The sequence below is a fragment of the Mycetocola sp. Y171 genome, from assembly GCF_056713165.1.
The window spans coordinates 1886790-1909466 of sequence record NZ_JBWYGX010000001.1; the positions used below are offsets into that span (position 1 = coordinate 1886790).

19 protein-coding genes and 1 pseudogene are annotated in these 22677 nt (G+C 68.1%); 7 read left to right on the top strand and 13 right to left on the bottom strand.

The features are described 5' to 3' along the window. Nucleotides 1-22: 22 nt before the first annotated feature. The 3 genes from AC1M2K_RS09105 to AC1M2K_RS09115 form a co-directional block, all read right to left on the bottom strand. Nucleotides 23-649 (bottom strand): PadR family transcriptional regulator, encoded by a 627-nt coding sequence (locus AC1M2K_RS09105; RefSeq protein WP_480239051.1) that lies wholly within the window; start codon nt 647-649, stop codon nt 23-25. Then, the gene (locus AC1M2K_RS09110; protein WP_480240718.1) at nt 646-1509 is read right to left on the bottom strand and encodes a DUF4097 family beta strand repeat-containing protein; all 864 of its coding nucleotides are present in this window, start codon (nt 1507-1509) and stop codon (nt 646-648) included. The genes AC1M2K_RS09105 and AC1M2K_RS09110 overlap by 4 nt, the downstream gene beginning before the upstream one ends. 123 nt (nt 1510-1632) lie before the next feature. Beyond that, complete coding sequence (locus tag AC1M2K_RS09115) at nt 1633-1932, bottom strand: rhodanese-like domain-containing protein (RefSeq protein WP_480240719.1); 300 nt, start codon at nt 1930-1932, stop codon at nt 1633-1635. Nucleotides 1933-2076: 144 nt separating this feature from the next. Between AC1M2K_RS09115 and AC1M2K_RS09120 the strand changes: the two genes are divergently transcribed. Next, entirely contained in the window at nt 2077-2820 is a 744-nt protein-coding gene (locus tag AC1M2K_RS09120; protein ID WP_480240720.1) for a MerR family transcriptional regulator, read from the top strand. Between the two features lie 82 nt (nt 2821-2902). Here AC1M2K_RS09120 and yczE read toward each other — a convergent pair whose 3' ends face one another. Beyond that, entirely contained in the window at nt 2903-3556 is a 654-nt protein-coding gene (yczE, locus tag AC1M2K_RS09125; RefSeq protein WP_480240721.1) for a membrane protein YczE, read from the bottom strand. A 62-nt stretch (nt 3557-3618) separates the two neighbouring features. Here yczE and yczR point away from each other — a divergent pair, with 62 nt between their 5' ends. Beyond that, nucleotides 3619-5049, top strand: a complete 1431-nt coding sequence (yczR, locus tag AC1M2K_RS09130; RefSeq protein ID WP_480240722.1) for a MocR-like transcription factor YczR — start codon at nt 3619-3621, stop codon at nt 5047-5049. A gap of 148 nt (nt 5050-5197) precedes the next feature. Then, nucleotides 5198-8647: an efflux RND transporter permease subunit gene (locus AC1M2K_RS09135; RefSeq protein ID WP_480240723.1), complete on the top strand. Its 3450-nt coding sequence runs from the start codon at nt 5198-5200 to the stop codon at nt 8645-8647. A 99-nt stretch (nt 8648-8746) separates the two neighbouring features. On the opposite strand, the gene AC1M2K_RS09140 is transcribed toward AC1M2K_RS09135, so the two are convergent. Together AC1M2K_RS09140 and AC1M2K_RS09145 are read right to left on the bottom strand one after the other, a co-directional pair. Further along, nucleotides 8747-10234, bottom strand: coding sequence for a pyridoxal phosphate-dependent decarboxylase family protein (locus AC1M2K_RS09140; protein WP_480240724.1), 1488 nt, complete (start codon nt 10232-10234; stop codon nt 8747-8749). After that, nucleotides 10231-11610 (bottom strand): MFS transporter, encoded by a 1380-nt coding sequence (locus AC1M2K_RS09145; protein WP_480240725.1) that lies wholly within the window; start codon nt 11608-11610, stop codon nt 10231-10233. The genes AC1M2K_RS09140 and AC1M2K_RS09145 overlap by 4 nt, the downstream gene beginning before the upstream one ends. 170 nt (nt 11611-11780) lie before the next feature. On the opposite strand from AC1M2K_RS09145, the gene AC1M2K_RS09150 reads away from it, so the two are divergent. After that, on the top strand, nt 11781-12686 hold the full coding sequence (locus AC1M2K_RS09150; protein WP_480240726.1) for an arginase family protein: 906 nt from the start codon (nt 11781-11783) through the stop codon (nt 12684-12686). Nucleotides 12687-12781: 95 nt separating this feature from the next. Here the strand turns inward: AC1M2K_RS09150 and hutI are convergent, their stop codons facing one another. Genes hutI through hutH form a run of 3 tightly spaced genes read right to left on the bottom strand, consistent with a single transcriptional unit; the run spans nt 12782 to nt 17177 of the window. Further along, on the bottom strand, nt 12782-13948 hold the full coding sequence (gene hutI, locus AC1M2K_RS09155) for an imidazolonepropionase (RefSeq protein WP_480240727.1): 1167 nt from the start codon (nt 13946-13948) through the stop codon (nt 12782-12784). Further along, entirely contained in the window at nt 13948-15603 is a 1656-nt protein-coding gene (gene hutU, locus AC1M2K_RS09160) for a urocanate hydratase (RefSeq protein ID WP_480240728.1), read from the bottom strand. Before hutU ends, hutI begins: the two co-directional genes overlap by 1 nt. A 2-nt stretch (nt 15604-15605) precedes the next feature. After that, nucleotides 15606-17177, bottom strand: coding sequence for a histidine ammonia-lyase (hutH, locus tag AC1M2K_RS09165; protein WP_480240729.1), 1572 nt, complete (start codon nt 17175-17177; stop codon nt 15606-15608). A 181-nt stretch (nt 17178-17358) separates the two neighbouring features. Here hutH and AC1M2K_RS09170 point away from each other — a divergent pair, with 181 nt between their 5' ends. After that, a complete protein-coding gene (locus AC1M2K_RS09170) occupies nt 17359-18114 on the top strand; it encodes an IclR family transcriptional regulator (RefSeq protein WP_480239160.1) in 756 nt (251 codons plus the stop codon). Between the two features lie 182 nt (nt 18115-18296). Here the strand turns inward: AC1M2K_RS09170 and AC1M2K_RS09175 are convergent. Beyond that, a pseudogene (locus AC1M2K_RS09175) lies at nt 18297-18593 on the bottom strand (DedA family protein); the annotation flags it as partial. On the opposite strand from AC1M2K_RS09175, the gene AC1M2K_RS09180 reads away from it, so the two are divergent. Next, on the top strand, nt 18535-18660 hold the full coding sequence (locus AC1M2K_RS09180) for a hypothetical protein (protein ID WP_480240825.1): 126 nt from the start codon (nt 18535-18537) through the stop codon (nt 18658-18660). The pseudogene AC1M2K_RS09175 and the gene AC1M2K_RS09180 sit on opposite strands and share 59 nt — an antisense overlap. A gap of 170 nt (nt 18661-18830) precedes the next feature. On the opposite strand, the gene AC1M2K_RS09185 is transcribed toward AC1M2K_RS09180, so the two are convergent. The 3 genes from AC1M2K_RS09185 to AC1M2K_RS09195 form a co-directional block, all read right to left on the bottom strand. Then, on the bottom strand, nt 18831-19331 hold the full coding sequence (locus AC1M2K_RS09185; RefSeq protein WP_480240730.1) for a GNAT family N-acetyltransferase: 501 nt from the start codon (nt 19329-19331) through the stop codon (nt 18831-18833). Nucleotides 19332-19384: 53 nt separating this feature from the next. Next, entirely contained in the window at nt 19385-19675 is a 291-nt protein-coding gene (locus AC1M2K_RS09190) for a hypothetical protein (protein ID WP_480240731.1), read from the bottom strand. A gap of 169 nt (nt 19676-19844) precedes the next feature. Further along, nucleotides 19845-20114: a GlsB/YeaQ/YmgE family stress response membrane protein gene (locus AC1M2K_RS09195; RefSeq protein ID WP_480239036.1), complete on the bottom strand. Its 270-nt coding sequence runs from the start codon at nt 20112-20114 to the stop codon at nt 19845-19847. Between the two features lie 382 nt (nt 20115-20496). Here AC1M2K_RS09195 and AC1M2K_RS09200 point away from each other — a divergent pair, with 382 nt between their 5' ends. Then, nucleotides 20497-22617: a DEAD/DEAH box helicase gene (locus AC1M2K_RS09200; RefSeq protein WP_480240732.1), complete on the top strand. Its 2121-nt coding sequence runs from the start codon at nt 20497-20499 to the stop codon at nt 22615-22617. The last annotated feature ends 60 nt before the right edge of the window (nt 22618-22677 follow it).

The window sequence follows — 22677 nt, forward strand, 5'->3', positions numbered from 1 at the left end:
GCCGCCCACACCAAGGGGGACGTCACTCGGTGGTCGTGCCGAATGTCGCCCGGATGCCGTCTCTCACGCGGTCGAGGTCGTCGCGCAGCTGACGGACGGTGGCGTCGGTCAGGGCCCCGGCCAGCACCTGCGTCCTGAGGTCGGCGCGGAGCTGTTGCCGGAACGTGGAGATGACCACGTCGGCGTCGTGGAGGGCGATGCGACTCGTCGTCCGGGGGTCTGGGGCTTCGGTGGAGACGAACGGAGCGCTCGACGAGCCCTGCTTCGCCTGGCGTGCCGCAGACGCGAGGTCGGCCTTGAGGCTGCGCATGGCATCCGTGACCCCTGTGCGCACCTCGTCGGCCAGTCGGCGTACCGAATCGGTGAGTTCGAGTTCGATCGCGTCGAGGTCGCCCTGGCGGTCTGCCAGTTCACGGCGCCCGGCATCGGTGATCGAGTACACGGTCTTCCTGCCGTCGCTCTCCTTGGTGACGAGTCCTTCGTCCTCCAGCTTGCCCAGTCGGGGGTAGATCGTCCCCGCGCTCGGAGAGTAGGTCCCGCCGAAGCGGTCGGACAGCGACTGGATCAACTCGTAGCCGTGTTTGGGCCCTTCGGCCAGAAGGCTGAGCAAGTAGAGGCGGAGGCTTCCGTGGCTGAAGACGGGGGTCATGCCAGGCCACCTGCGCTGAAGGCGGCGTCGGCGTCGTCGTCCGCCGGGGCGTCGTCTGAGCGGCGAATCACTGTGACGTTCCCCGAGACCGAGTTGGCGATGACATCGGAGTAGAAGTTGCCATCTCCTTCCGTCGTGCTCTTGAAGCCGCGGCCCCTCGTTCCCTTGATCACGGAGTTGTCGAGTTGAAGGGTCCCTGAGACCGTGTTGACGACGTACCGCGTACCGACATCCGCGGCGAGGCGCGCGGTGAGGTTGCCTGACACCGTGTTTGTGGAGATCCGGTCGGTGTGACCGAGTGCATCGATGAAGACGTCGCCAGAGACACCATCGCTCGAGAGCGATGTGATGTTGCCTGAAGCGGTGATGTCGCCAGATACGGTGTGGGCGTTGATCGCCCCGGTGTGCGACTGCACGCTGATCTCGCCTGAGACGCTCTTGAGATCGAGGTCGCCTGTCACGCCCTCCACCTGGAGCTCTCCCGTCACCGTCGACAGGCTGGCACTCGTCTCGAGCCCTGAGATGAGGGCGCTCGCCGAGACCATGCCGAAGGTCAGGGCGACACTGCGAGGAACGAGAACGCTGATCTCCGCCTTCGCGGAGTTCTGCCCGAACGACTTGAAGACGTCGAGGAAGTTCTCCCAGCCGAGCTGCGGGTGGTCGATCTCGAGGACGTCTCCGTCGATCGAGATCTTCAGGTCCTTCCCGGATACGCTGTGAACTTCGACGCGCGCGGACTGCTCATCGTGACCGATGATGTCGATCTGGCCGCCGATGAGGCCGACCTTGAGTTTGCGTACCAGCTCGATGTCGATGACACGTGACTCCCCGGGGAGCACGATCCATTTTTCCAGTGCCATTGCTCTTCCTTCTCCTGCCGGTCGGAGACCGGTCGCGGATCACGATATATCGCGATTTCTCAAATTCACGATATATCGCGTTTGGAAGAAGAGCAAGACCCTCTCGAGGAACGCTCAGGAAACTCAGCCCTCGCTGATGGGCAGTCCGGAATCCCGCCAGGCGTACGTGCCGCCTTCGACGTTAACTGCGCGGTAGTCCCGGCCTCCGAGGTAGTCGACGACACTCGCGCTCCTGACCCCTGACGCGCAGATGATGTAGAGCGTCTCGTCCGCAGGCAGCTCGTCGATGCGGTCGACGAACTGGCTCATCGGGATGCTGACGGCGCCGACGGCTCGGAGAAGGCTGAACTCGTCCGGCTCGCGCACGTCGATGATCGCGGCGTCGGGGAGCTGGGCGAGGTCGGCGACGGTGATGGTGTCCATTGCGGTCCAATCGGAGAGCGGAAGCGTGTGGGAGCGATTATTCGCCACAGCAACGGCATCCGCAATTCGAGGCTGGATCTCTGCTTGACATTGACGCAGCGTCAACCTTTAGCGTGGGATCACACCACGAAGGAAGGAGGCCGCATGGACTGGTCCATTCAGGAGATCGCCCGTCACGCAGGCACGACGAGCCGCGCGTTGCGGCACTACGGCGATGTCGGGCTGCTCGAGCCGTCGAGGATCGGTCCAAACGGCTACCGCTATTACGACGAGGACGCACTCGTGCGTCTGCAGAGGATCCTCCTGCTGCGGGACCTCGGGCTCGGCCTCCCAGCCATCGCCGATGTGCTGGCCCAGTCAGCCGACCAGACGGGCGCGTTACGCACCCACCTCGACTGGCTGCGACGGGAACAGGACCGCCTCACGCTGCAGATCGCTGCGGTGGAGGACACCCTCAACAAACTGGAAGGAGGTGAACAACTGATGGCAGAGAACATGTTCGATGGTTTCGACCACACGCAGTACAAGGACGAGGTCGAGGAACGCTGGGGCAAGGACGCCTACGCCAGGAGCGACTCCTGGTGGCGTTCGATGACCGATTCCGAGAAGGCCGAGTGGAAGGCGCGAGCCGCGACGCTCGGCACCGACTGGATCTCGGCAGCAGAATCCGGAATCGCCCCCGAGAGTGACGAGGCGCAGGCGATCGCCAGGCGCCACGTCGAGTGGCTGGCGGCGATCCCCGGAACTCCCGGCGCTGTGAAGGAATACGTCACAGGGCTCGGCGAGATGTACGTGGCTGACGAGCGTTTCGGAGCGAACTATGGCGGCCTCAAGGGCGCTGAGTTCGTGCGCGACACCCTCGCGGTGTACGCCGAACGAAACCTCTAGTCCGGTGTCGCGGCATCCGTCCTCAGGGGCGGATGCCGCGACTGTCGACTCGCGGGTCGGCGTCGAGAACTCACCCGTCAGGCTAGTTGGCGGGGGAGTCCACGAGAGGTTCGCTCGGTTCGACCGACCCTTCGAGGCGGTCATCTGTGACGACGTCACCCGGCAGCGTGATCCGGAACCACGGGATCGTGATGTTGCAGAGTGGCCCGACGAGGAGGGCGAAGAGCACGGTGCCGACGCCGACGTTCCCACCGAGGATCCAGCCGGCCGCGAGCACCACGAGTTCGACGCCCGTGCGTCCGACCCAGATCGGCCAGCCGGTGCGTTCGTGGATGCCGGTCATCAGCCCGTCACGAGGGCCGGGTCCGAAACGCGCCCCGATGTAGAGGCCGGTGGCGAGGGCGAGCACGAACAGGCCGGCCGGGAACAGCAGGATCCGCACCCACAGGTCGAGGTCTGCCGGGATGAGCCAGAGGCCCAGGTCCGCGGCGGGACCGACGAGCAGCACGTTCAGGACGGTGCCGACGCCCGGCTTCTGCTTGAGCGGGATCCAGAACAGGAGGACGACTGCGCCGACGACGATCGTGATCACACCGAAGCCCCAGCCGGTCTTCAGCGAGATGCCCTGGGTGAGCACGTCCCACGGGGCGACGCCGATGGCGGCGCGGATGATCAGGGCGAGCGCGATGCCGTAAAGCAGGAGGCCAATCAACAATTGGACGGTGCGGCGAATCATATGTCCAATCCAATTTGATAATTGGCCTTCTATCAAGAGGCCAATCTGCCTATAGTGGCCTCATGGCAGAGGTCCACATCACGGCTCGCGCGCTCGCGGCGCTTCTCGGTCGGTGGCGCACAGACGACGCCGCCTACCGGAGCCTGGCCGATCGCATCCGCCTGCTCATCCTCGACGGTCGCATCCCTGCCGACACCAGACTGCCGGCCGAACGCGACCTCGCCGAGCGTCTCGACGTCAGCCGGACGACCGTCACCGCCGCATACCGGGAACTGCGGGACAGCGACTACCTCGAGAGTGTCCGCGGGTCTGGCAGCGTCGCCCAGCTTCCCGGTGTGCGCCCCGGCCCCGGCCCGGCGACGAGCCCCGGCTACCTCGACTTCAGCAAGGCGGCCCTCCCCGCGGTTCCACAGGTGACCGAAGCCGCCCAGCGCGCCGCCGCCAGGCTCATCCACTACGTCGACGGGTTCGACTACGACACCATCGGCCTGCCAGAGCTCCGGGCGGCGATCGCCGACCGGTACATCGACGCCGGGCTGCCCACCTCGCCGGACGAGATCATGGTGACGCTGGGTGCGCAGCACGCCATCGGGCTGATCGCGCGAACGCATCTCTCCCGCGGGGACCGGGCTGTGATCGAGCATCCGACGTACCCCCACGCCCACGACGCGCTGCGTTCGGCCGGAGCGCGTCTCGTTCCTGTCGCCGTCACCGCCGAAGACGGCTGGAACACCGACGACCTCGAGCAGGCGATCGACCGGTCGTCGCCGACGATCGCCTATCTGATGCCCGACTTCCACAACCCGACCGGCGCCACGATGTCCGTCGACGCCCGCAGGCGCGTCTGCCGGGCGGCCGCGAGGCAGGGCACCGTGCTCGTCATCGACGAGACCACGGCAGAACTCGACATCGACAGCGGAACACCGTTCCTCCCGTTCGCGGCGTCGGATGACGCCGGGGCGAAGATCCTCACGGTGGGGTCCGTGGGCAAGACCGCGTGGGGCGGGCTGCGGCTGGGCTGGATCCGCGCCGACCGCGGCGTCATCCGCAAACTCGTCGCGGCGCGATCGGTCGGAGACCTCGGCACTCCCGTGCTCGAGCAGCTCACCGTGCTGGAGCTCCTGCCCGAGATGGCCGACATCCTCAGTACCCGGCGTGAACAGCTCGGCGCCACACGGGATCGTGTCGAACGGCTCCTGGCGGAGCGACTGCCCCACTGGGAGGTGCCGCACGTCTCCGGCGGACTCGCGGCCTGGGTGGGACTCGGTGCCCCGGTCAGTTCACAGCTCGCCCTCGCGGCCCGCAGCCAGGGTCTGCTCATCGCCGCCGGGCCGAGATTCGGCATCGACGGGGCGTTCGAGCGGTTTATCCGCATCCCGATCACCTACCCGGTGGCAGACACCGAAGCGGCCATCGATGCGCTCGCGACCGCGTGGCAATCGATCATGCGAGCGCCCGTCCCTGACTCCGCATTGCTCGCCGGAGTCGTCTGATAGCTGCCCCTGCTTCTGAGGCTGGAGTTTCGCCGCGAATCCGTGCCTGAGAGCGGTGGGACTGTGACAGAATTTCACTGGTTGAGCGGCGCAGATCCGTCTCGCTCGTCGCGTTCGCGGCATCCATCGCATCGTCTTCAGGAGACCCGTGCACGCTCTCGCCGTCCTCAGCATGAGAAACCGGGCGCTCATCGCCCTTGTCACGATCGTCGCAGCGGTGTTCGGCGGGATCGCGCTGGTCAGCCTCAAGCAGGAGCTCGCCCCGAGCGTGCAGTTCCCGCAGCTGGCGATCGTGACCAACTACCCCGGTGCAGCGCCGGAGGTCGTCAACGACGACGTCTCCACGCCCATCGAAACCGCGATCCAGGGTGTCGCCGGTCTCGAATCGACGAGCGCGACATCCTCGACCGACCTGAGCCTCATCTCGGCGACCTTCACCTACGGCACCAACCTGGCCACGGCCGAGCAGAAGATCAACCAGGCCATCAACAGGATCAAGTCGCAGCTTCCTGCGGACGTCGACCCGCAGGTTCTCTCAGGAAGCCTCGACGACCTCCCGGTCCTGCAGATCGCCGCCACCGGTAGCGGCGACGACACCGACGCCCTCTCCGAGGCGCTCAGCCGGACCGCCGTCCCTGACATCGAGGACGTGGACGGCGTGCGCGAAGCCGCTCTCGTCGGCGACGTCGGCCAGAGGGTCACCATCACCCCTGATGACTCCCGGCTTCAGGATGCCGGTCTCACCTCGACGGCGATCAGCCGGACCCTCCAGCAGAACGGCGTGCTGCTCCCAGCAGGGCAGATCACCGAGGACGACAGCACCTTCGCCGTGCAGACGGGATCCAAACTCGGTTCGGTCGACGACATCGCCGCGCTGCCCCTCGTCGGACAGACGGAACCGGGCGAGGTCGTCGTCATCGGCGACGTGGCATCCGTCGCGTTGACCGACAACCCGGTGACGAGCATCTCCCGCGTCAACGGCGAGCCGGCACTGACCATCGCCGTGACCAAGCTTCCTGCCGCGAACACCGTGGAGGTCTCGAACGGCGTCCGCGCGCTCATCCCGGACCTCGAAGAGGCCCTCGGTTCCGACGTCGAGCTGGTGGTCGTCTTCGACCAGGCTCCGTACATCGAGGAATCGATCGAGTCGCTCGCCACAGAGGGGCTGCTCGGCCTCGCGTTCGCCGTGCTCATCATCCTGATCTTCCTGCTCGACATCCGCGCCACCCTCGTGACGGCCATCTCGATCCCGACATCGGTGCTCATCACGTTCATCGGGCTGCAGGCGACCGGGTACACGCTCAACATCCTCACCCTCGGCGCGCTCACCATCGCGATCGGCCGGGTCGTCGACGACTCCATCGTCGTCATCGAGAACATCAAGCGGCACATGACCGCGGCCCGTGACAGGAGCCCGGACGGGCGCGCCTTCTCCATCATCACCGCTGTGCGTGAGGTCGCCGGGGCGATTACGGCATCCACGATCACCACTGTGGCCGTGTTCCTGCCGCTGGCCTTCGTCGGCGACATGACCGGCGAGCTGTTCCGACCGTTCGCGCTCACCGTGACGATCGCGCTGGTCGCCTCCCTCTTCGTCTCGCTGACGATCGTCCCCGTGCTGGCGTACTGGTTCCTCCGAGCCAAGGCGGCCAGGGCAGCGACGGCTCCGGCGGATGCACGCCCGGCGAAGGTGTCCCGAGCAGACGCCAGGAAGGCGGCGAAGGCTGATGCCGCTGCCGCACGGGCTGCTGCTGCGACGCCGGTCGACGTCGCCGACGAACCGGAGAGCATCCCGGTTCCTGAACGCACACTGCCAGCTGGCGTCTCGGCATCGCCTGCGATCGTCGACGCGAAGTACCTGGTCGCCCCCGAGCGCCCTGAGCGCCTTGAGGCCGCTGTGCTCGTCGCTGATGAGGCTCCAGCTGAGCCGACTGCCGCCCCCGCCGAAGCCCCCGTCGTCGCAGCGGTCGCCGCACCGGGCACCAGGCGGGCGCGCAAGACGGGCATGGAGGACGAGGATGAGCTCGAGCACCCCACCCGGCTGCAGAAGGGCTACCTCCCGGTCATCAACTGGACCCTCAAGCACTCCGTCGTGACGATCCTGCTCGCCGTTCTCGTGCTCGCGGGCACGGTCGCGCTCGTGCCGTTCATGAAGACCAACTTCCTCGGCGACTCCGGGCAGAACACGCTCACCGTGTCACAGAAGCTCCCGGTCGGCACCAGCCTCGAAGCCCAGGATGCCGCAGCAACGCAGGTGGAGGACGTCCTCCGCGACATCGACGGCATCGAGATCGTCCAGCTGTCCATCGGATCGTCTGGCAGCGCGCTGCGCGACGCCTTCGTCGGTGGCGGTTCAGGGAGCATCACCTACTCGATCACGACCGATGAGAACGCCGACCAGGAAGCCCTGCAGGCGGAGGTGCGCACCGAACTCGCCGACATCGAAGGCGCAGGCGAGATCGAGGTCGCCTCTGCCGGAGGCTTTGGAGCGTCGAGCGACATCGACATCGACATCACCGCACCGACGCAGGAGATCCTGCGCGAGGCGACGGATGCCGTGACAGAGGCCGCAGAGGACCTCGGGAGCATGCGCCAGGTCACCAACAACCTCAGCGAGTCGCGGCCGTACATCGCCGTCGAGGTCGACAGGCTGGACGCCGCTGAGGCTGGCTACTCCGAGGTCGCCCTCGGAAGCCTCGTGTCCGCAGCCATGCAGCCGGCCACAGCGGGCACGATCGTCATCGACGAGACCACGGTGACGATCTACATCGCCGCCGAGACCCCGCCGACGACGATCGCCGAACTCGCGGCGCTCACCGTGCCGACCGTGCTCGGTCCGGTCCGTCTGGATTCGCTCGCCACGGTCAGCGAGGTCGACGGCCCGTCGTCGATCACCACCGTCCGCGGCCAGCGTTCGGCCACCGTGTCGATCACGCCGTCCAGCGACAACATCGGCACCGCAAGCGCAGAGGTGTCAGAGGCCGTCGCCTCGCTCGACCTTCCTGGCGGAGCGACCGCGAGCCTGGGCGGCGTCACTGCCGACCAGTCCACGGCGTTCCAGCAGCTCGGACTGGCCATGCTCGCCGCCATCCTCATCGTCTACGTCGTGATGGTGGCGACGTTCAGGTCGCTCCGTCAGCCTCTGCTCCTCCTCGTGTCCATCCCGTTCGCGGCGACGGGTGCGATCGGGCTGCAGGTGATCACGGGCGTCCCGCTCGGTGTGGCATCCCTCATCGGTGTGCTGATGCTCATCGGCATCGTCGTGACGAACGCCATCGTGCTCGTCGACCTCGTCAACCAGTACCGCGACCGCGGCATGAGCGTCGTCGAGGCGGTGAGGCACGGGTCGAGTCGCAGGCTCCGCCCGATCCTCATGACCGCGCTCGCCACGATCTTCGCGCTCGTGCCGATGGCCGTCGGGCTCACAGGAAGTGGCGGGTTCATCTCGCAGCCGCTCGCGATCGTCGTGATCGGCGGACTCGTGTCGTCGACCTTCCTCACCCTGATCGTGCTTCCGACGCTGTACAACCTCGTCGAGGGTGCGCGCGAGCGCAGACTCGCCCGCCGGGCGGCGCGGGACGCAGCGGTCGAGGCCTAGCGACAGCATCCGTTCCGGTCGCACGGTCCACTCACCCGTTCCGGACGCACTCACCCGGCGTACCTGGTGAGTGCGACCGGAACGGGTGAGTACGCGCGGCTACGGGTCGACGAGCCCGGCCAGGAGCTCGATCAGCAGGCGTTCGGTCAGCGGGGCAGGCAGAGACTCGATCAGCGCGAGCAGCGGAGCCATCTGCCCGGGCAGCACCGATCCTCCGGAGCCGATCCCGAGCTCGGCCAGCAGGGCAGATGCCTCAGCGGACGTGAGTGGATCGGTCCGGCCAGCGAGCCCGGAGACCGCTTCCGCAAACCCGCCGGGGAGCGCGGCGACGACCTGGGTGGCTGTTGCAGCCGGAACCCCGCGGACTTCATCTGCACCCGCCTCGAGGGCGGCGAGCAGCGCAGGGAGCACTGACTCGGTGACCGGCGTGATCGTGAGGTGGGTGGTGTGAGGCAGCGGCACTCCGTCCTGCTGCGCGAGGCCCGGCTGCATCTGCAGCAGCCAGCCGTGCCCGCGCACCCGGTCCGCCCAGTGGTGCGGGTCGACGCGGCGCTCGCCCGGTACCGACTCGTCCGTCGCGACGGCGCACAGCGGTCCGACCGGGTCGCCGACCACGCGGAGTCCGTCGATGGCGCCGATTGCCGCGACGACGGCATCCGTCGACCGCCGGCAGGATGCGGCGAGCTCGGCGAACCCTGACTCACCCAGCCGTTCGACGATCGCCCACGCCGCTGCCAGCGCTCCTGCCGACTTCGAGCCGAGCATGGTGGCGTTCACCACCGGGTATCCGGGCCAGCGGCGGGTGGCGAAATACTGGGAGCGCTGGCGGTCGCGTCCGCGCTGGAGGAGCACGGATGCTCCCTTCGGCGCGTAGCCGAATTTGTGCAGGTCGGCCGAGATACTCGTCACGCCTGGCACAGCGAAGTCCCACGGCTCGAGCGCACCCCACCACGGCAGCACCCAGCCGCCGATGCAGGCATCCACGTGACAGGCGATTCCTGCTGCGGATGCCGCGGCCGCGACTTCCGTCACCGGGTCGAGGGACGCGTGCGGGTACGCGGGAGCGGAGACCACGACGAGGACGACGTCTGCGCCGAAGCGCTCTGTCATGAGTCCTGCGTCGACCTGTCCGTCCGCGTCGACGGGAACGAGATCGAGCTCGACACCGAAGTAGTGGGCAGCCTTCGAGAACGCAGCGTGAACCGTGACAGGTGCGACCATGCGCGGTGTGCCGGTCCCTCCGGCCGAGCGCCAGACATCCCGAGCCGTCTTCACTGCGAGCAGGCAGCTCTCGGTGCCACCGGAGGTCACGGTGCCGACCACGTCGTCGCCGCCGTGCAGCATCCGCCGGGCGAAACGGACGATGTCTCGCTCCATCGAAGCCACGGACGGGAAGGTCGTCGGGTCGAGGCCGTTGACGGGCTGCATGATGCGGATGGCTTCAGCGGCGAGCTCGTCGAGCTCCGCCAGCCCGGAGTCGTACACGTATGACAGCACGCGGCCGCCGTGCGTGGGGGCATCCGCCTCCCGCAGGGCCGACAACCGGCCGAGGATGTCGCGGGATGTGTTAGTGAGGGCGGATGTCACGCGGTGGCCTTCCGGTTGATGCCTGGCTGGGCGGGGATGTCGATGTCGACCTTCCTGAGGCGGTAGCCGCGGAGGGTGAAGAGGCTGACGATCATGAGCGCTGCGGGGACGACGCTGAAGCTGAGGACGATACCGGCGACGGCGACCGGTGACTGTTCGACGGACTGGCCTGCGATGCGTTCCGCGTAGCCGGTCATGGCGAGGACCACCGTGAGGGCTGTCGCACCGAGCGCCATCCCCGTGGTCTCTCCCGCCGTCCACACCCCGCCGAAGATCCCCGCATGACCCTCGCCGTTCGTGCGGGCGTCGTGCGAGATGACGTCGGGCAGCATGGCCATGGGGAGTGCCTGCATTCCGGCGTACGCTCCGCCGGCGATGGCGACGGGCACGTACACCCAGGCACCGGGAACCCAGAGAAGGCCGAGCAGGGAGAGTGCAGCGACCGCGAACATGACGCTGGCGAGGGCGAACGCGCGTTCCTTGCCGACCCGCCTGGCGAAGCGTCCCCAGGCCGGAGCGAGCACGAGTGCCGGGGCGATGAGGGCGAGGAACAGTAAGGTGACCGCTCCTTCCGAGCGGAGCACCCAGGTCGCCACGTACTGGGCACCAGCGAGCATCATTCCTGTGGCGAGTCCCTGCAACAGGAAGGTGAGGAGGAGCGCCCGCAACGGCGCACTGCGCCTGAGGACGCCGAGGCCAGCCCGGTAGCCTGCTGCGGGGGAAGCGGCGGGCGCTCGCCGGGCGATCGGCTTGTCTCGCGGGGCGATGGTTGCTGAGACGAGCATGCCCGCTCCGATGACGAGGCCAGCCACGACCGCCATCAGCAGATAGCCGAGTCTGGGGTCGTCTGCGAGGCCGCGCAGCAGAGGCCCGCCTGCACCGAACAGCAGGATGGCGAGCGTGAGCACGACGACCCGCCAGGTGAGCAGCCTGGTGCGATCGTTGTAACCCGCGGTGAGCTCAGCGGGCAAGGCGATGTACGGCACCTGGAACAGGCTGAACGCGGTCGCGCAGGCGAGGAACGCGAGAAGCACCCAGGCGCCCGAGCCCCACGGGTGCAGGGCAGGCGGCACAGCGAAGGTCAGCACGAAGAACACGGGTAACGTCAACCCGCCGATCAGCATGAACCGTCGCCTGGAGCCGGTCGTCGCGAGACTGTGGTCGCTGCGGCTGCCGATGACAGGGTCGATGATCACATCCCAGATCTTCGCCAGGGTGACCAGGAGTCCGGCCGCGAGTGCCGCGATCCCGAGGGTGTCGGTGAGGTAGTAGACGAGCACGAGGCCGGGCAATGTGGCGAAGCCGCCCGTCCCCAACGAACCGATCGCGTATCTGACGAGGGTCCTTCGATCCACCGACCGCACCGTTGCATCCATGGTGGCGAGCATAGAGCCTCGGATCACGCGCGGCGCAGCATTCGATCGGCAGGTCCGCGTCGTTTCGGTCCGGGTTTCCAGCCTGTGGCCCGTCAGCTGTGTCCGGGATCGCAGACGGTTCGGCGACCGGATGCTGTCGCTCCCTGCGGCGCGCTTGCTAACGTTCCCCCATGTCGACATCCCCGCTTGCCCAGGATCCGCTCTGGCCCCGTGCAGGGGACTGGCCGTCCGACGTCGCCGGGCCGATAGACCTCGCTCTCGTCGGCATCCCGACCTGGCGCACCTCGCTCTCGCCGACGTCGGCACATGCTACGCCCGCAGCGGTGCGGACGGCGCTTCGACGGTTCGCACCGTTCGCGGCCTCCCTCGACGGCCGCAACCTCGACGACCTCGTCTTCGCCGATTTCGGCGACGCCGTCGAACCGGACGGGCCAGACGGCGAACCGGTCGCCAAAGCGCTCATGGCGGATGCCGTTCGGCGCTCGACCGTGACCGTCGCGCTGGGTGGAGACAACGCCGCGACGGTGCCTGCTGCGCTCGGCGCGTGGGGCAGCGAGCTTCCGCCGGCCGGGCTGGTCACGCTCGACGCCCACCACGACCTCAGGGACGGTATCTCGAACGGTTCCCCGGTGCGCCGCCTCGTGGAGGCAGGACTCGACGGACGCCGCATCGTTCAGGTCGGGATCGCGGACTTCGCCAACTCGAAGGGCTACACCGAACGTGCGCGGGAACTCGGGATCACCGTGATCCCGCGCGACGCCCTCCACGCCAGGCCGATGGGGGACGTCATGGCCGAGGCGTTCGAGATCGCGGGGGCTGGCGGAGGCCCGATCCACGTCGACCTTGACGTCGACGTGTGCGATCGCTCTGTCGCGCCGGCGTGCCCTGCGTCCGTCCCCGGCGGGATCGCCGCCCACGAGTTGCGGGCAGCGGCGCGGGCCGCAGGGTCCGACCGCCGGGTCCGTTCGGTGGACATCACCGAGATCGACGCGCTCACAGACGCCCCTGACGGGCGCACCGTGCGCCTGGCCGCGCTCTGTGTGCTCGAGGTCGCTGCCGGCCTCGCGTCGCGCTGACCGCCGCGCGGGTCTTCCGGCGTCGCGCGGGTGTCTTTCCACCCGCGCGGGGCCGAACCGCCCGCGCGAGTCGTCGGCCCTGCCTGTTGCACCGCTCAGCCGACGACGAGCGCGCCGTCCTTCCACACCCGGTCGACGAGCGGGACACCGGGCCGGTACGCGAGGTGCACGATGCCTGGGGCGCGCAGCTGGAGAAGATCGGCCCGCGCGCCGGCGACGATCCGGCCGACGTCGGTGCGCCGTAGCGCTGCTGCCCCTCCGGCCGTCGCAGCCCACACGGCCTCCGCAGGTGTCATCCCCATGTCGCGCACGGCGACGGCGATGCAGAACGCCATCGACGAGGTGAAGCTCGACCCCGGGTTGCAGTCGCTGGCCAGGGCAACGGTGACGCCGGCGTCGATCAGTCGCCGAGCATCCGGATACGGCTGTCTGGTCGAGAATTCGACCCCCGGCAGGAGGGTGCAGACGGTGTCGGATGCCGCGAGTGCGGCCACGTCGTCGTCGCTGAGCACGGTGCAGTGATCGACGCTCGCCGCCCCGAGCTCGACGGCCAGCCGAACACCGTCGCCCGCTCCGAGCTGGTTCGCGTGGAGACGGATGCCGAGCCCGCGTGCCGCTCCCGCCTCGAGGACGCGCCGCGACTGTTCGACGGTGAACGCGCCGGTCTCACAGAACACGTCCACCCAGCGCGCATGAGGAAGACACGCGTCGAGCATGGCGCCCGTGACGAGGTCGACGTAGTCGTCGCCCCTGCCGCTGAACTCTGCCGGCACGACATGGGCGCCGAGGAAAGTCACCTCAGGCGTCACCTCGGCGGCGAGCCGGACGAGGCGTTCCTCATCGGCGACGCTGAGCCCGTAACCGCTCTTGATCTCCACCGTCGTCGTGCCCTGTGCGCGCAGCTCGTCGATGAAACCGGCCAGGCGGGACCGGAGTTCGTTGTCCGTTGCGGTCCTCGTCGCATCCACCGTGCTGCGGATGCCGCCGGTCGAGTACGGCCGGCCGGTCATCCTGGACTCGAATTCGGCCGCCCGGTCGCCGCCGAACACGAGGTGGGAGTGGCTGTCGACGTAACCGGGGAGTACGGCGGAGCCGCCGGCATCCGTCGCGCTGTCTGCTGCGGGTGCCTGTGCGGCTCGTCCCACCCACGCGATGCGACCGTTGTCGATCACGACGGCCGCGTCGTCCACGATGCCGAGCAGTGTGTCACGGGCTGGGTCGTTGGTGACGAGCTGGCCGATGTTCGTGATCAGGTGGGACATCAGGATTCCAGCATCGGCACACGCAGGCCGCGTTCGCGGGCGACCTCGGCCGCACGGTCGTATCCGGCGTCGACGTGGCGCATGACCCCTGTGCCCGGGTCGTTGACGAGCACGCGGGCGATCTTCTCGGCGGCGAGCGGGGTGCCGTCGGCGACGATCACCTGCCCGGCGTGGATCGAACGGCCGATGCCGACGCCGCCTCCGTGGTGGATCGACACCCAGGTGGCCCCTGAGGCGGTATTGAGCAGCGCATTCAGCAGGGGCCAGTCGGCGATGGCATCCGATCCGTCAGCCATGCCCTCCGTCTCGCGATACGGGGAGGCAACCGATCCGGAGTCGAGGTGGTCGCGGCCGATCACGAGGGGTGCACTGAGTTCGCCAGACGCGACCATCTCGTTGAACCTCAGGCCTGCCAGGTGCCGTTCCTGGTAGCCGAGCCAGCAGATCCGGGCCGGCAGCCCCTCGAACTGCACCTTGTCCTGTGCTTTGGTGATCCACCGGTGCAGGTGCTCGTCATCGGGGAACAGTTCGAGGATCGCGCGATCGGTCGCCGCGATGTCGGCCGGGTCTCCGGAGAGTGCTGCCCACCGGAACGGCCCCTTGCCCTCGGCGAACAGGGGGCGGATGTATGCAGGCACGAAACCGGGGAAGTCGAAGGCCCGCTCGCAGCCGCCGAGCTGCGCCTCGGCGCGGATGGAGTTGCCATAGTCGAAGACCTCGGCACCGGCGTCCTGGAAGCCGACCATGGCATCCACCTGCTTCGCCATCGACGCGCGAGCACGATTTGTGAATCCCTCCGGGTCCCGCCTCGCGAGCTCGTGCCAGTCATCGACGGAAACGCCCTCCGGCAGATAGGAGAGTGGATCGTGTGCGCTGGTCTGGTCTGTGACGATGTCGATGGCGACGCCTCGCGCGAGCAGGTCGGCGAACACCGTCGCCGCATTGCCGACGACGCCGACGGACAACGCCCGCCTGTCGGCCTTCGCGGCGAGCACCCGTTCGAGCGCGGCGTCGAGTGAGGGGGAGAGCTCGTCGAGGTACCCGTGGTCGACGCGGCGCTGCAACCGCGTGGCGTCGACGTCGACAATGAGCACGACGCCGTCGTTCATCGTCACGGCGAGCGGCTGGGCTCCGCCCATTCCGCCTGCGCCACCGGTGAGGGTGAGAGTTCCGGCGAGGGTCCCGCCGAACCGCTTCGCCGCCACGGCCGCGAACGTCTCGTAGGTCCCCTGCAGGATGCCCTGCGTGCCGATGTAGATCCACGAGCCGGCGGTCATCTGCCCGTACATGGTGAGCCCGAGCGACTCGAGCCGGCGGAATTCGGGCCAGGTGGCCCAGTCTCCGACGAGGTTCGAGTTGGCGATGAGCACCCGGGGAGCCCATTCGTGGGTGCGGAACACCCCGACCGGTTTTCCGGACTGCACGAGGAGGGTCTCGTCAGACTCGAGTGACTCGAGGGTGCGCACGATGGCGTCGAACGACTCCCAGTTGCGCGCCGCCTTGCCCGTGCCGCCGTACACGACGAGGTCGTCCGGGCGTTCGGCCACGTCGGGGTCGAGGTTGTTCATGAGCATGCGCAGGGGGCCCTCGGTCTGCCAGCTCTTCGCAGTGAGGGTGGTGCCGCGGGCGGCACGGACGGGGCGTGGCTCGCTCATGGTCAGTTCAGTCCTTTCGTGACGGATGCCGCGGCATCCGCGATCGCGCCGGAGCGCACGAGTTCGTACACGGCCTCGATCTCTGGCGAGAGGTACCGGTCTGGGCCTGGGCCGTCCGCGACGGTGCGCACGAGAGCATGCACTGCACCCGTGGCCGGAGCGGGCCGCAGAGGGGCGCGCAGGTCGAGAGACCGCGCGGCGGTGAGGATCTCGATGCCGAGCACGCGCGCGAGCCCGTCGATGGACTTCCGCAGTTTGCGCGCAGCGGCCCAGCCCATCGACACGTGGTCCTCCTGCATGGCGGAGGACGGAATGGAGTCGACCGACGCGGGCGCGGCGAGGCGCTTCAGCTCGGACACGATTCCGGCCGCCGTGTACTGGGCGATCATCAGACCCGAGTCGACGCCGACCTCTGAGGCGAGGAACGGGGGGAGCCCCTTGTTGCGTGAGACGTCGAGATGCCGGTCCGTCCGACGTTCGGACATCGAGGCGACGTCGGCGGCGGCGATCGCCAGGAAGTCGAGCACATACCCGATCGGTGCACCGTGGAAGTTCCCGTTCGACTCGACGCGACCGTCGATGGTGACGACGGGATTGTCGATGGCGCTCGCCAGTTCCCGGCCGGCCACGCGGCCGGCATGGTCGGCGGTGTCGCGCGCTGCGCCGTGCACCTGGGGGCTGCACCGGAGCGAGTAGGCGTCCTGGACCGACGTGCACTCGGGGCCGGCGTGCGACGCGGTGATGGCGGAACCCGACAGGAGGGCACGCAGGTTGGCGGCGGAGTCGGCCTGGCCCAGCTGCGGACGCAGGGCGTGGAGGTCGGCCGCGAAGACGGCGTCCGTCCCGAGGAGCGCTTCGACGCTCATGGCTGCGGCGACATCTGCCGTCGCGAGGAGCATCCGCAGGTCGGTCAACGCGAGGACGAGCATCCCGAGCATCCCGTCTGTGCCGTTGATGAGGGCGAGGCCCTCCTTCTCGGCGAGGTGGACGGGTTCGAGTCCGGCCGCGCGGAGGGCGTCCGCAGCCGGCAGCGCAGCGCCGGTCGCATCGCGAACGTCGCCTTCCCCCATGACGGCGAGGGCGCAGTGCGCGAGCGGTGCGAGGTCGCCCGAGCAGCCGAGCGACCCGTACTCGCGCACGATGGGGGTGATCCCGGCGTCGAGCATCCTGGCGTAGGCCTCGGCGGTCTGAGAACGGACTCCTGTGCGCCCGGTCATCAGGGTGGAGAGCCGCAGCAGCATCAGTGCACGGACGACTTCACGCTCCACCTCCGGGCCCGAACCAGCGGCGTGGGAGCGGATCAGGCTCTGCTGCAGTTGGCTGCGCCGGTCGGAGTCGATGAAGGTCGTGGCGAGGGCGCCGAAACCGGTCGAGATGCCGTAATGCCCCGCGGTGTCTGAGGCGAGGTCGTCGATGATCCGCCGGGTCGCGCGAACCTCGTCCAATGCCGTGGGGTCGAGCTCGATCCGGGCGTCGAAGCGGGCGACGGCGACGATGTCGTCGAAGGTCACGCCGGCACGGCCGACGGTCACGACACCCGCCGAGACGACAAAAGGGGGAGCTGCGGTGTTCATAGGTCGAGTCGACCATCCGCGCAGCCGGACGGCAACGGCCGTACACTCGGATCAGTCCGGAATCCCAGACAGGGCGCTGTCCCGAACCGCGGAGAATCTCCGCGATTCGGTGCATGCGGTCGCTGGCGACGACGATTCGGGGACGATCTCCGCAGTTGTGAACATCACCCGAGAGGCAGGCATGGCCGACTCCAAAGTTCCCGCAGCCGATGCGACGCTCCGGATACTCACGCATCTCGCGTCCCAGCGGGGGCCGGTGGCCGCCGCGACGATCGCCGCGGCACTCGAGCTCCCGAGATCGACCGTCTACCACCTGCTCGCCGTGCTCCAGGAACGGGGCTTCGTCATGCACCTGCCCGAAGCGAGGCGCTACGGGCTCGGCGTCGCCGCATTCGAGCTCTCCGGCGGATTCGCGAGGCAGCAACCGCTGAGCCGGCTCGGCCATCCCCTCCTCGCCGACCTCGTCGACCGCGTCGGTGAGAGTGCTCACCTCGCGGTCATGCACGGCCGGGACGTGTTGTATATCGTCGAAGAGCGAGCGCCGCGTCGGCCGCACCTCGTCACAGACGTCGGCGTCCGGCTGCCGGCGCACCTCACGGCATCCGGTCGGGCGATGCTGGCGCATCTGCCGAAGGAGCAGGTACGTGCCCTGTTCCCGGATGCCGCCGCTTTCGTCGATCGCACGGGCATCGGTCCTGCGCGCTACCGCGAACTCCGTGTCCTGCTCGACACTGTGACGTCAGGGGGCTTTGCCACCGAGGATGGCGAAGTCACGACGGGGATGGCATCCGTCGCCGTCGCCGTCACCGACCACGTCGGTTGGCCTGCGGCCGCAGTGGCCGTGACGTTCCCGACGGGCACGGCCCCGGCCGGCCTGGTGGACGAGGTCTCGTCCACGGCCGGCGAGCTGTCGCGGCGCATCCGTGGGCGTGCCTGAGAACGCCGCCGGGACACGGCCTGCGTCGCGCGATCGATGACGAGACCCAGGGCGACCGCGATGACGATGCCGATGGCCGCACCGAGGAGCGGCTGGTCCTTGACCCAGTGCCCGGCGAGCATCCCGATCGAGACGGAATAGACCGCCCACGACGCTCCGGCGAGAACGGTGAGCGGCAAGAACCTGCGGTGTGGGAAGCGCGTGGCCCCTGCGGTCATGTTGACGGCGATCCGACCGACCGGGATGTACCTGGCGGTCAGGATGAGCGCAGCCGGGCGACGGCGGATGCCGCTTGCGGCCGCGCCGAATGCCCTCGCGGTTCGCGGATGCCTCATCCAGCGGAAACGCTCGATGCCGATGCTCCGCCCGATGAGGTAGGCGATGTTATCGCCCAGCGCGGCGCCGAGAGCGGCGACCAGGATGATCAGCAGCAGATTCGGCGACCCCGCCGACACGGCGATGGCCGCAGCGGCGACCACGACGGTCTCGCTCGGGACCGGCGGGAAGAAGCCGTCGATGACGACCGCCAGGAACACGACCGCGTAGACCCATGGCGAGGTAACCGTGGCGAGCAGGGCGTCGGAGAGGAAGTCCATGGCGTCCGTTCGATCGCGGCACGCAGAATTGCGGCACGATCTCGACGCTAGGGAACGTGCGGCATCCTGGCGTCCACCGCAGGTATCGTCGGGGTCAGACCAGAGGACGACATCGGGCGGTCAGTGCGAGAGCATCTTGGCCATGCAGTAGCTGTGCTTCTCGCCGATGTACTGACCGAACTGCGGGATCGGCGAGTAGCCGCACCGCGTGTAGAGTGCCTGGGCCGCCGCGTGGAGCGTGCCGGTTTCGAGCACGATCTGCCGGAGGCCGGCCGCCCTGGCATCCGACTCCATCGTGTCGAGCAGGCGGGAACCGACTCCGCGACCGCGAGCGTCCGGATGGACGAACATCCGCTTGAGTTCGGTGACCGCCATGCCCCACGGGACGAGGGCGGCCATGCCGATGGCGTGACCGCCCTGGTCCCTGGCGACGTAGACCGAGACGCCAGGGCGTTCGAGTTCGTCGACATCCAGGAGGAAGTTGCTCTCCGGGGGATACAGCGATTGGGCGAAAGCCGTGCCGAGGCTGAGAAGCGTGAGAACCTCGTCCTGGCGTGGGCTCTCCACGGAGACCGTCACGAGGCCGGGTTCACTGGTGTCGGTCTGGCGTGCGCTTGTCATGACGCCAGTCAACCGTGGATCTGTTTCGCCGCGGTTACGAGAGGTTTAACTCTCTATGCGGGGGTCTGCTCGCCGATCGCGAATCGGACAGCGCCCGCCTCGTCCACTTCGGCGTCGAGGATCTTGTCTGCGAGAACGGCTGCGGCGTTCTCCTCGAGGAACACCCGTGCGCCTGCGACCTCGACGACGGCGTCGTGCGGTTCCGGAGCGCCGGCGACGGCGACCGAGAGGTCTGCGCTTTCGGCTGCGGGGCTGGTGATGCGGAGTCCGCCTTGTTCCGTGCCGGTCGTCTGCACGGTGATGGTCTTGACGATGGTGCTTGCGTTTTCGGTGAGGGTGAGCATGCTCTTCCTTCCGTAGGCGAATAGAAGTGTCCCACCCTTCCCCACCTCGTCGGCGATCTCAACATCTCGCCGGGGTTCGGAGGCCATTCACATGTAGGGGAGGCCGCCTCAACGACGGATGCCTCCCCGCCGGGTGGCGAGGAGGCATCCGAAGATCCGCGAGCCGAGGTTATGCGGCCTTGCGCGAGTTACGAGTGAACAATCCGTAGAGGAGCAGGACGACGATGGACCCCACGATGGCGACGAGCCAGGTCTGGATGCTCCAGAACTCCTGCAGGTCGACACCGAAGAGCAGCCCGCCAAGCCAGCCGCCCAGGAGTGCGCCAACAACGCCGAGAAGCAGCGTGATGAACCAGCCACCGCCCTGTTTTCCAGGAAGGATGGCCTTTGCGATCGCACCAGCGATCAGACCGAGTAGAAGAAACGCGAGGAAGCTCAAGGCTCCACCTCCATTTGTTCGGTTCGTCCCGAGCCCGGGACTCGGGTTCGCCGCCGGGTTAGGCGGGTGTAACCGAATAGTACTCCGAGGAACGCGCTATCTGGGGATTTGCCGCGAATATGTGATTGAACGCCTCTTTATTGAATTCGTGCGTGACACGGCGCCATGATTCCGGTAATGTTGCGGGGTCGGCTCTGGACACCGCGGGATGTACCGCGGAAGGGTTTTGTAAGTCTGGTGGGCCGGTTGTACGACGCGATCACGCGTTCGTATTCACACGATGTGAAACGGTCCCGGCCATCGACTGCTCGGGTATGAGAATGCCGCAGTTTCTGCTGCGCGCGCTTGCGATTCATGCATGAACACAAACCCGGAAAGTACTATGCCCAAGAACAACAAACCGGCCGGCGGGCGACCCGCCAAGAACTTCGACCCCGGCTATGCCCGTAAGAGCGGCGGCCCGGCAGGCTCGACCACAGGGAGCCGCAGCCCCGGCCACCGCGGCTACCGCGCTGCCGATGGCGACGCACCCAAGAAGGCCCGCTGGAATGCCGACGAGCGTGCCGCCCGCCGTCACTCTGACGAGCCGCGCGAACAGCGCGCCCCTCGCGACGAGCGCTACGACCGTGACGCCCAGGCGCCGCGCAGCAGCGAGCGCCCGACGTACACCCGCGGCGAGCGGGCTCCCCGCACCAACGAGCGTCCTGCGTACAACCGTGGTGAGAACCGTGGTGAGCGGACTGAGCGTTCCGCGTACAACCGTGGTGAGAACCGGACTGAGCGTCCCGCGTACAACCGTGGTGAGAACCGTGGTGAGCGGACTGAGCGTCCCGCGTACAACCGTGGTGAGAACCGGACCGAGCGTCCTGCGTACAACCGCGGTGAGAATCGTGGCGAGCGGACTGAGCGTCCCGCGTACAACCGTGGCGAGCGGACTGAGCGTCCCGCATACAACCGCGAGAACCGGACAGAGCGTCCCGCGTACAACCGCGAGAACCGGACAGAGCGTCCCGCGTACAACCGCGAGAACCGGACTGAGCGTCCCGCATACAACCGTGGCGAGCGGACCGAGCGTCCTGCGTACAACCGCGACGACCGCCCGCAGCGTTCGTACGGCGACCGCCCCGAGCGCGGCTCGTACAACCGTGACGACCGCGGTCCCCGCAAGGACTTCGGCAACGACCGTCCTCGTCGTGACGCCGGAGCAGAGAAGAACTTCTACCCGAACCGCGACGCCAAGGGCAACTTCACGCCAGAGGACGACGTCGTGCTCGAGCGCCTCGAGGCCCAGGCCACGCTGGCAACCGACGTCGAAGGCGTGACCTTCTCCGACCTCGGCCTCGGCGGCAACATCGTCGCCGCTCTCGCGGAGCTCGGAGCTGCGAGCCCCTTCCCGATCCAGGCAGCGACCATCCCCGACGTCATCGCCGGTCGCGACGTTCTCGGCCGTGGCCGCACCGGCTCAGGCAAGACCATCGCCTTCGGTGCCCCGCTCGTCGAGAAGCTGATGGAGAACGGCGGAGGCAAGAAGCGCGCCATGGGCCGCAAGCCCCGTGCCCTCATCCTCGCGCCGACCCGTGAGCTCGCCCTGCAGATCGACCGCACCGTGCAGCCGATCGCACGCAGCGTCGGCCTGTTCACCACCCAGATCTACGGCGGCGTGCCGCAGGGTCGCCAGGTCGGTGCACTTCAGCGCGGCGTCGACATCATCGTCGGAACCCCCGGCCGCATCGAGGACCTCATCGAGCAGGGTCGTCTCGACCTCTCCGAGGTCACCGTCACGGTCCTCGACGAGGCCGACCACATGTGCGACCTCGGCTTCCTCGAGCCGGTCCAGCGGATCCTGCGCCTGACCGCCCCCGGCGGACAGAAGCTGCTCTTCTCGGCCACGCTCGACAAGGGTGTTGCCTCGCTCGTCAAGGAGTTCCTGCCCAAGCCGTCCGTCCACGAGGTCGCCGGTGAAGACCAGGCCTCCGCGACGATCGACCACCGCGTCCTCGTGGTTGAGCACCGCGACAAGGACCGCCTCATCGAGGAACTCGCCAACCGCAACGAGAAGACCCTGATCTTCTCGCGCACCCGTGCATACGCCGAGCGTCTCGCTGACCAGCTGGAGGATGCAGGCATCCGCGCTGTATCGCTTCACGGTGACCTCAACCAGGCCCGCCGTACCCGCAACCTCGCGCAGCTCACCTCCGGGCGAGTCAACGTGCTGGTCGCGACGGACGTCGCCGCCCGTGGCATCCACGTCGACGACATCACCCTGGTCATCCAGGCAGACGCGCCGGACGAGTACAAGACCTACCTCCACCGTTCGGGCCGCACCGGCCGGGCCGGCAAGGTCGGAACCGTCGTGACGATCATCCCGAAGGCACGCCAGCGCCGGATGACCGACCTCCTCGGCCGCGCCGAGATCGAGGCCGACTACGTCAACGCCCGTCCCGGTGATGAGATCATCGAAGAGCTCGCCGGTCGGATGACCAACGCGAAGCTCACGCGATAACAGCTGCGAAACGCCAGGCGGCGGATCGGACCTCCAGGTCCGGTCCGCCGCTTCGTCGTT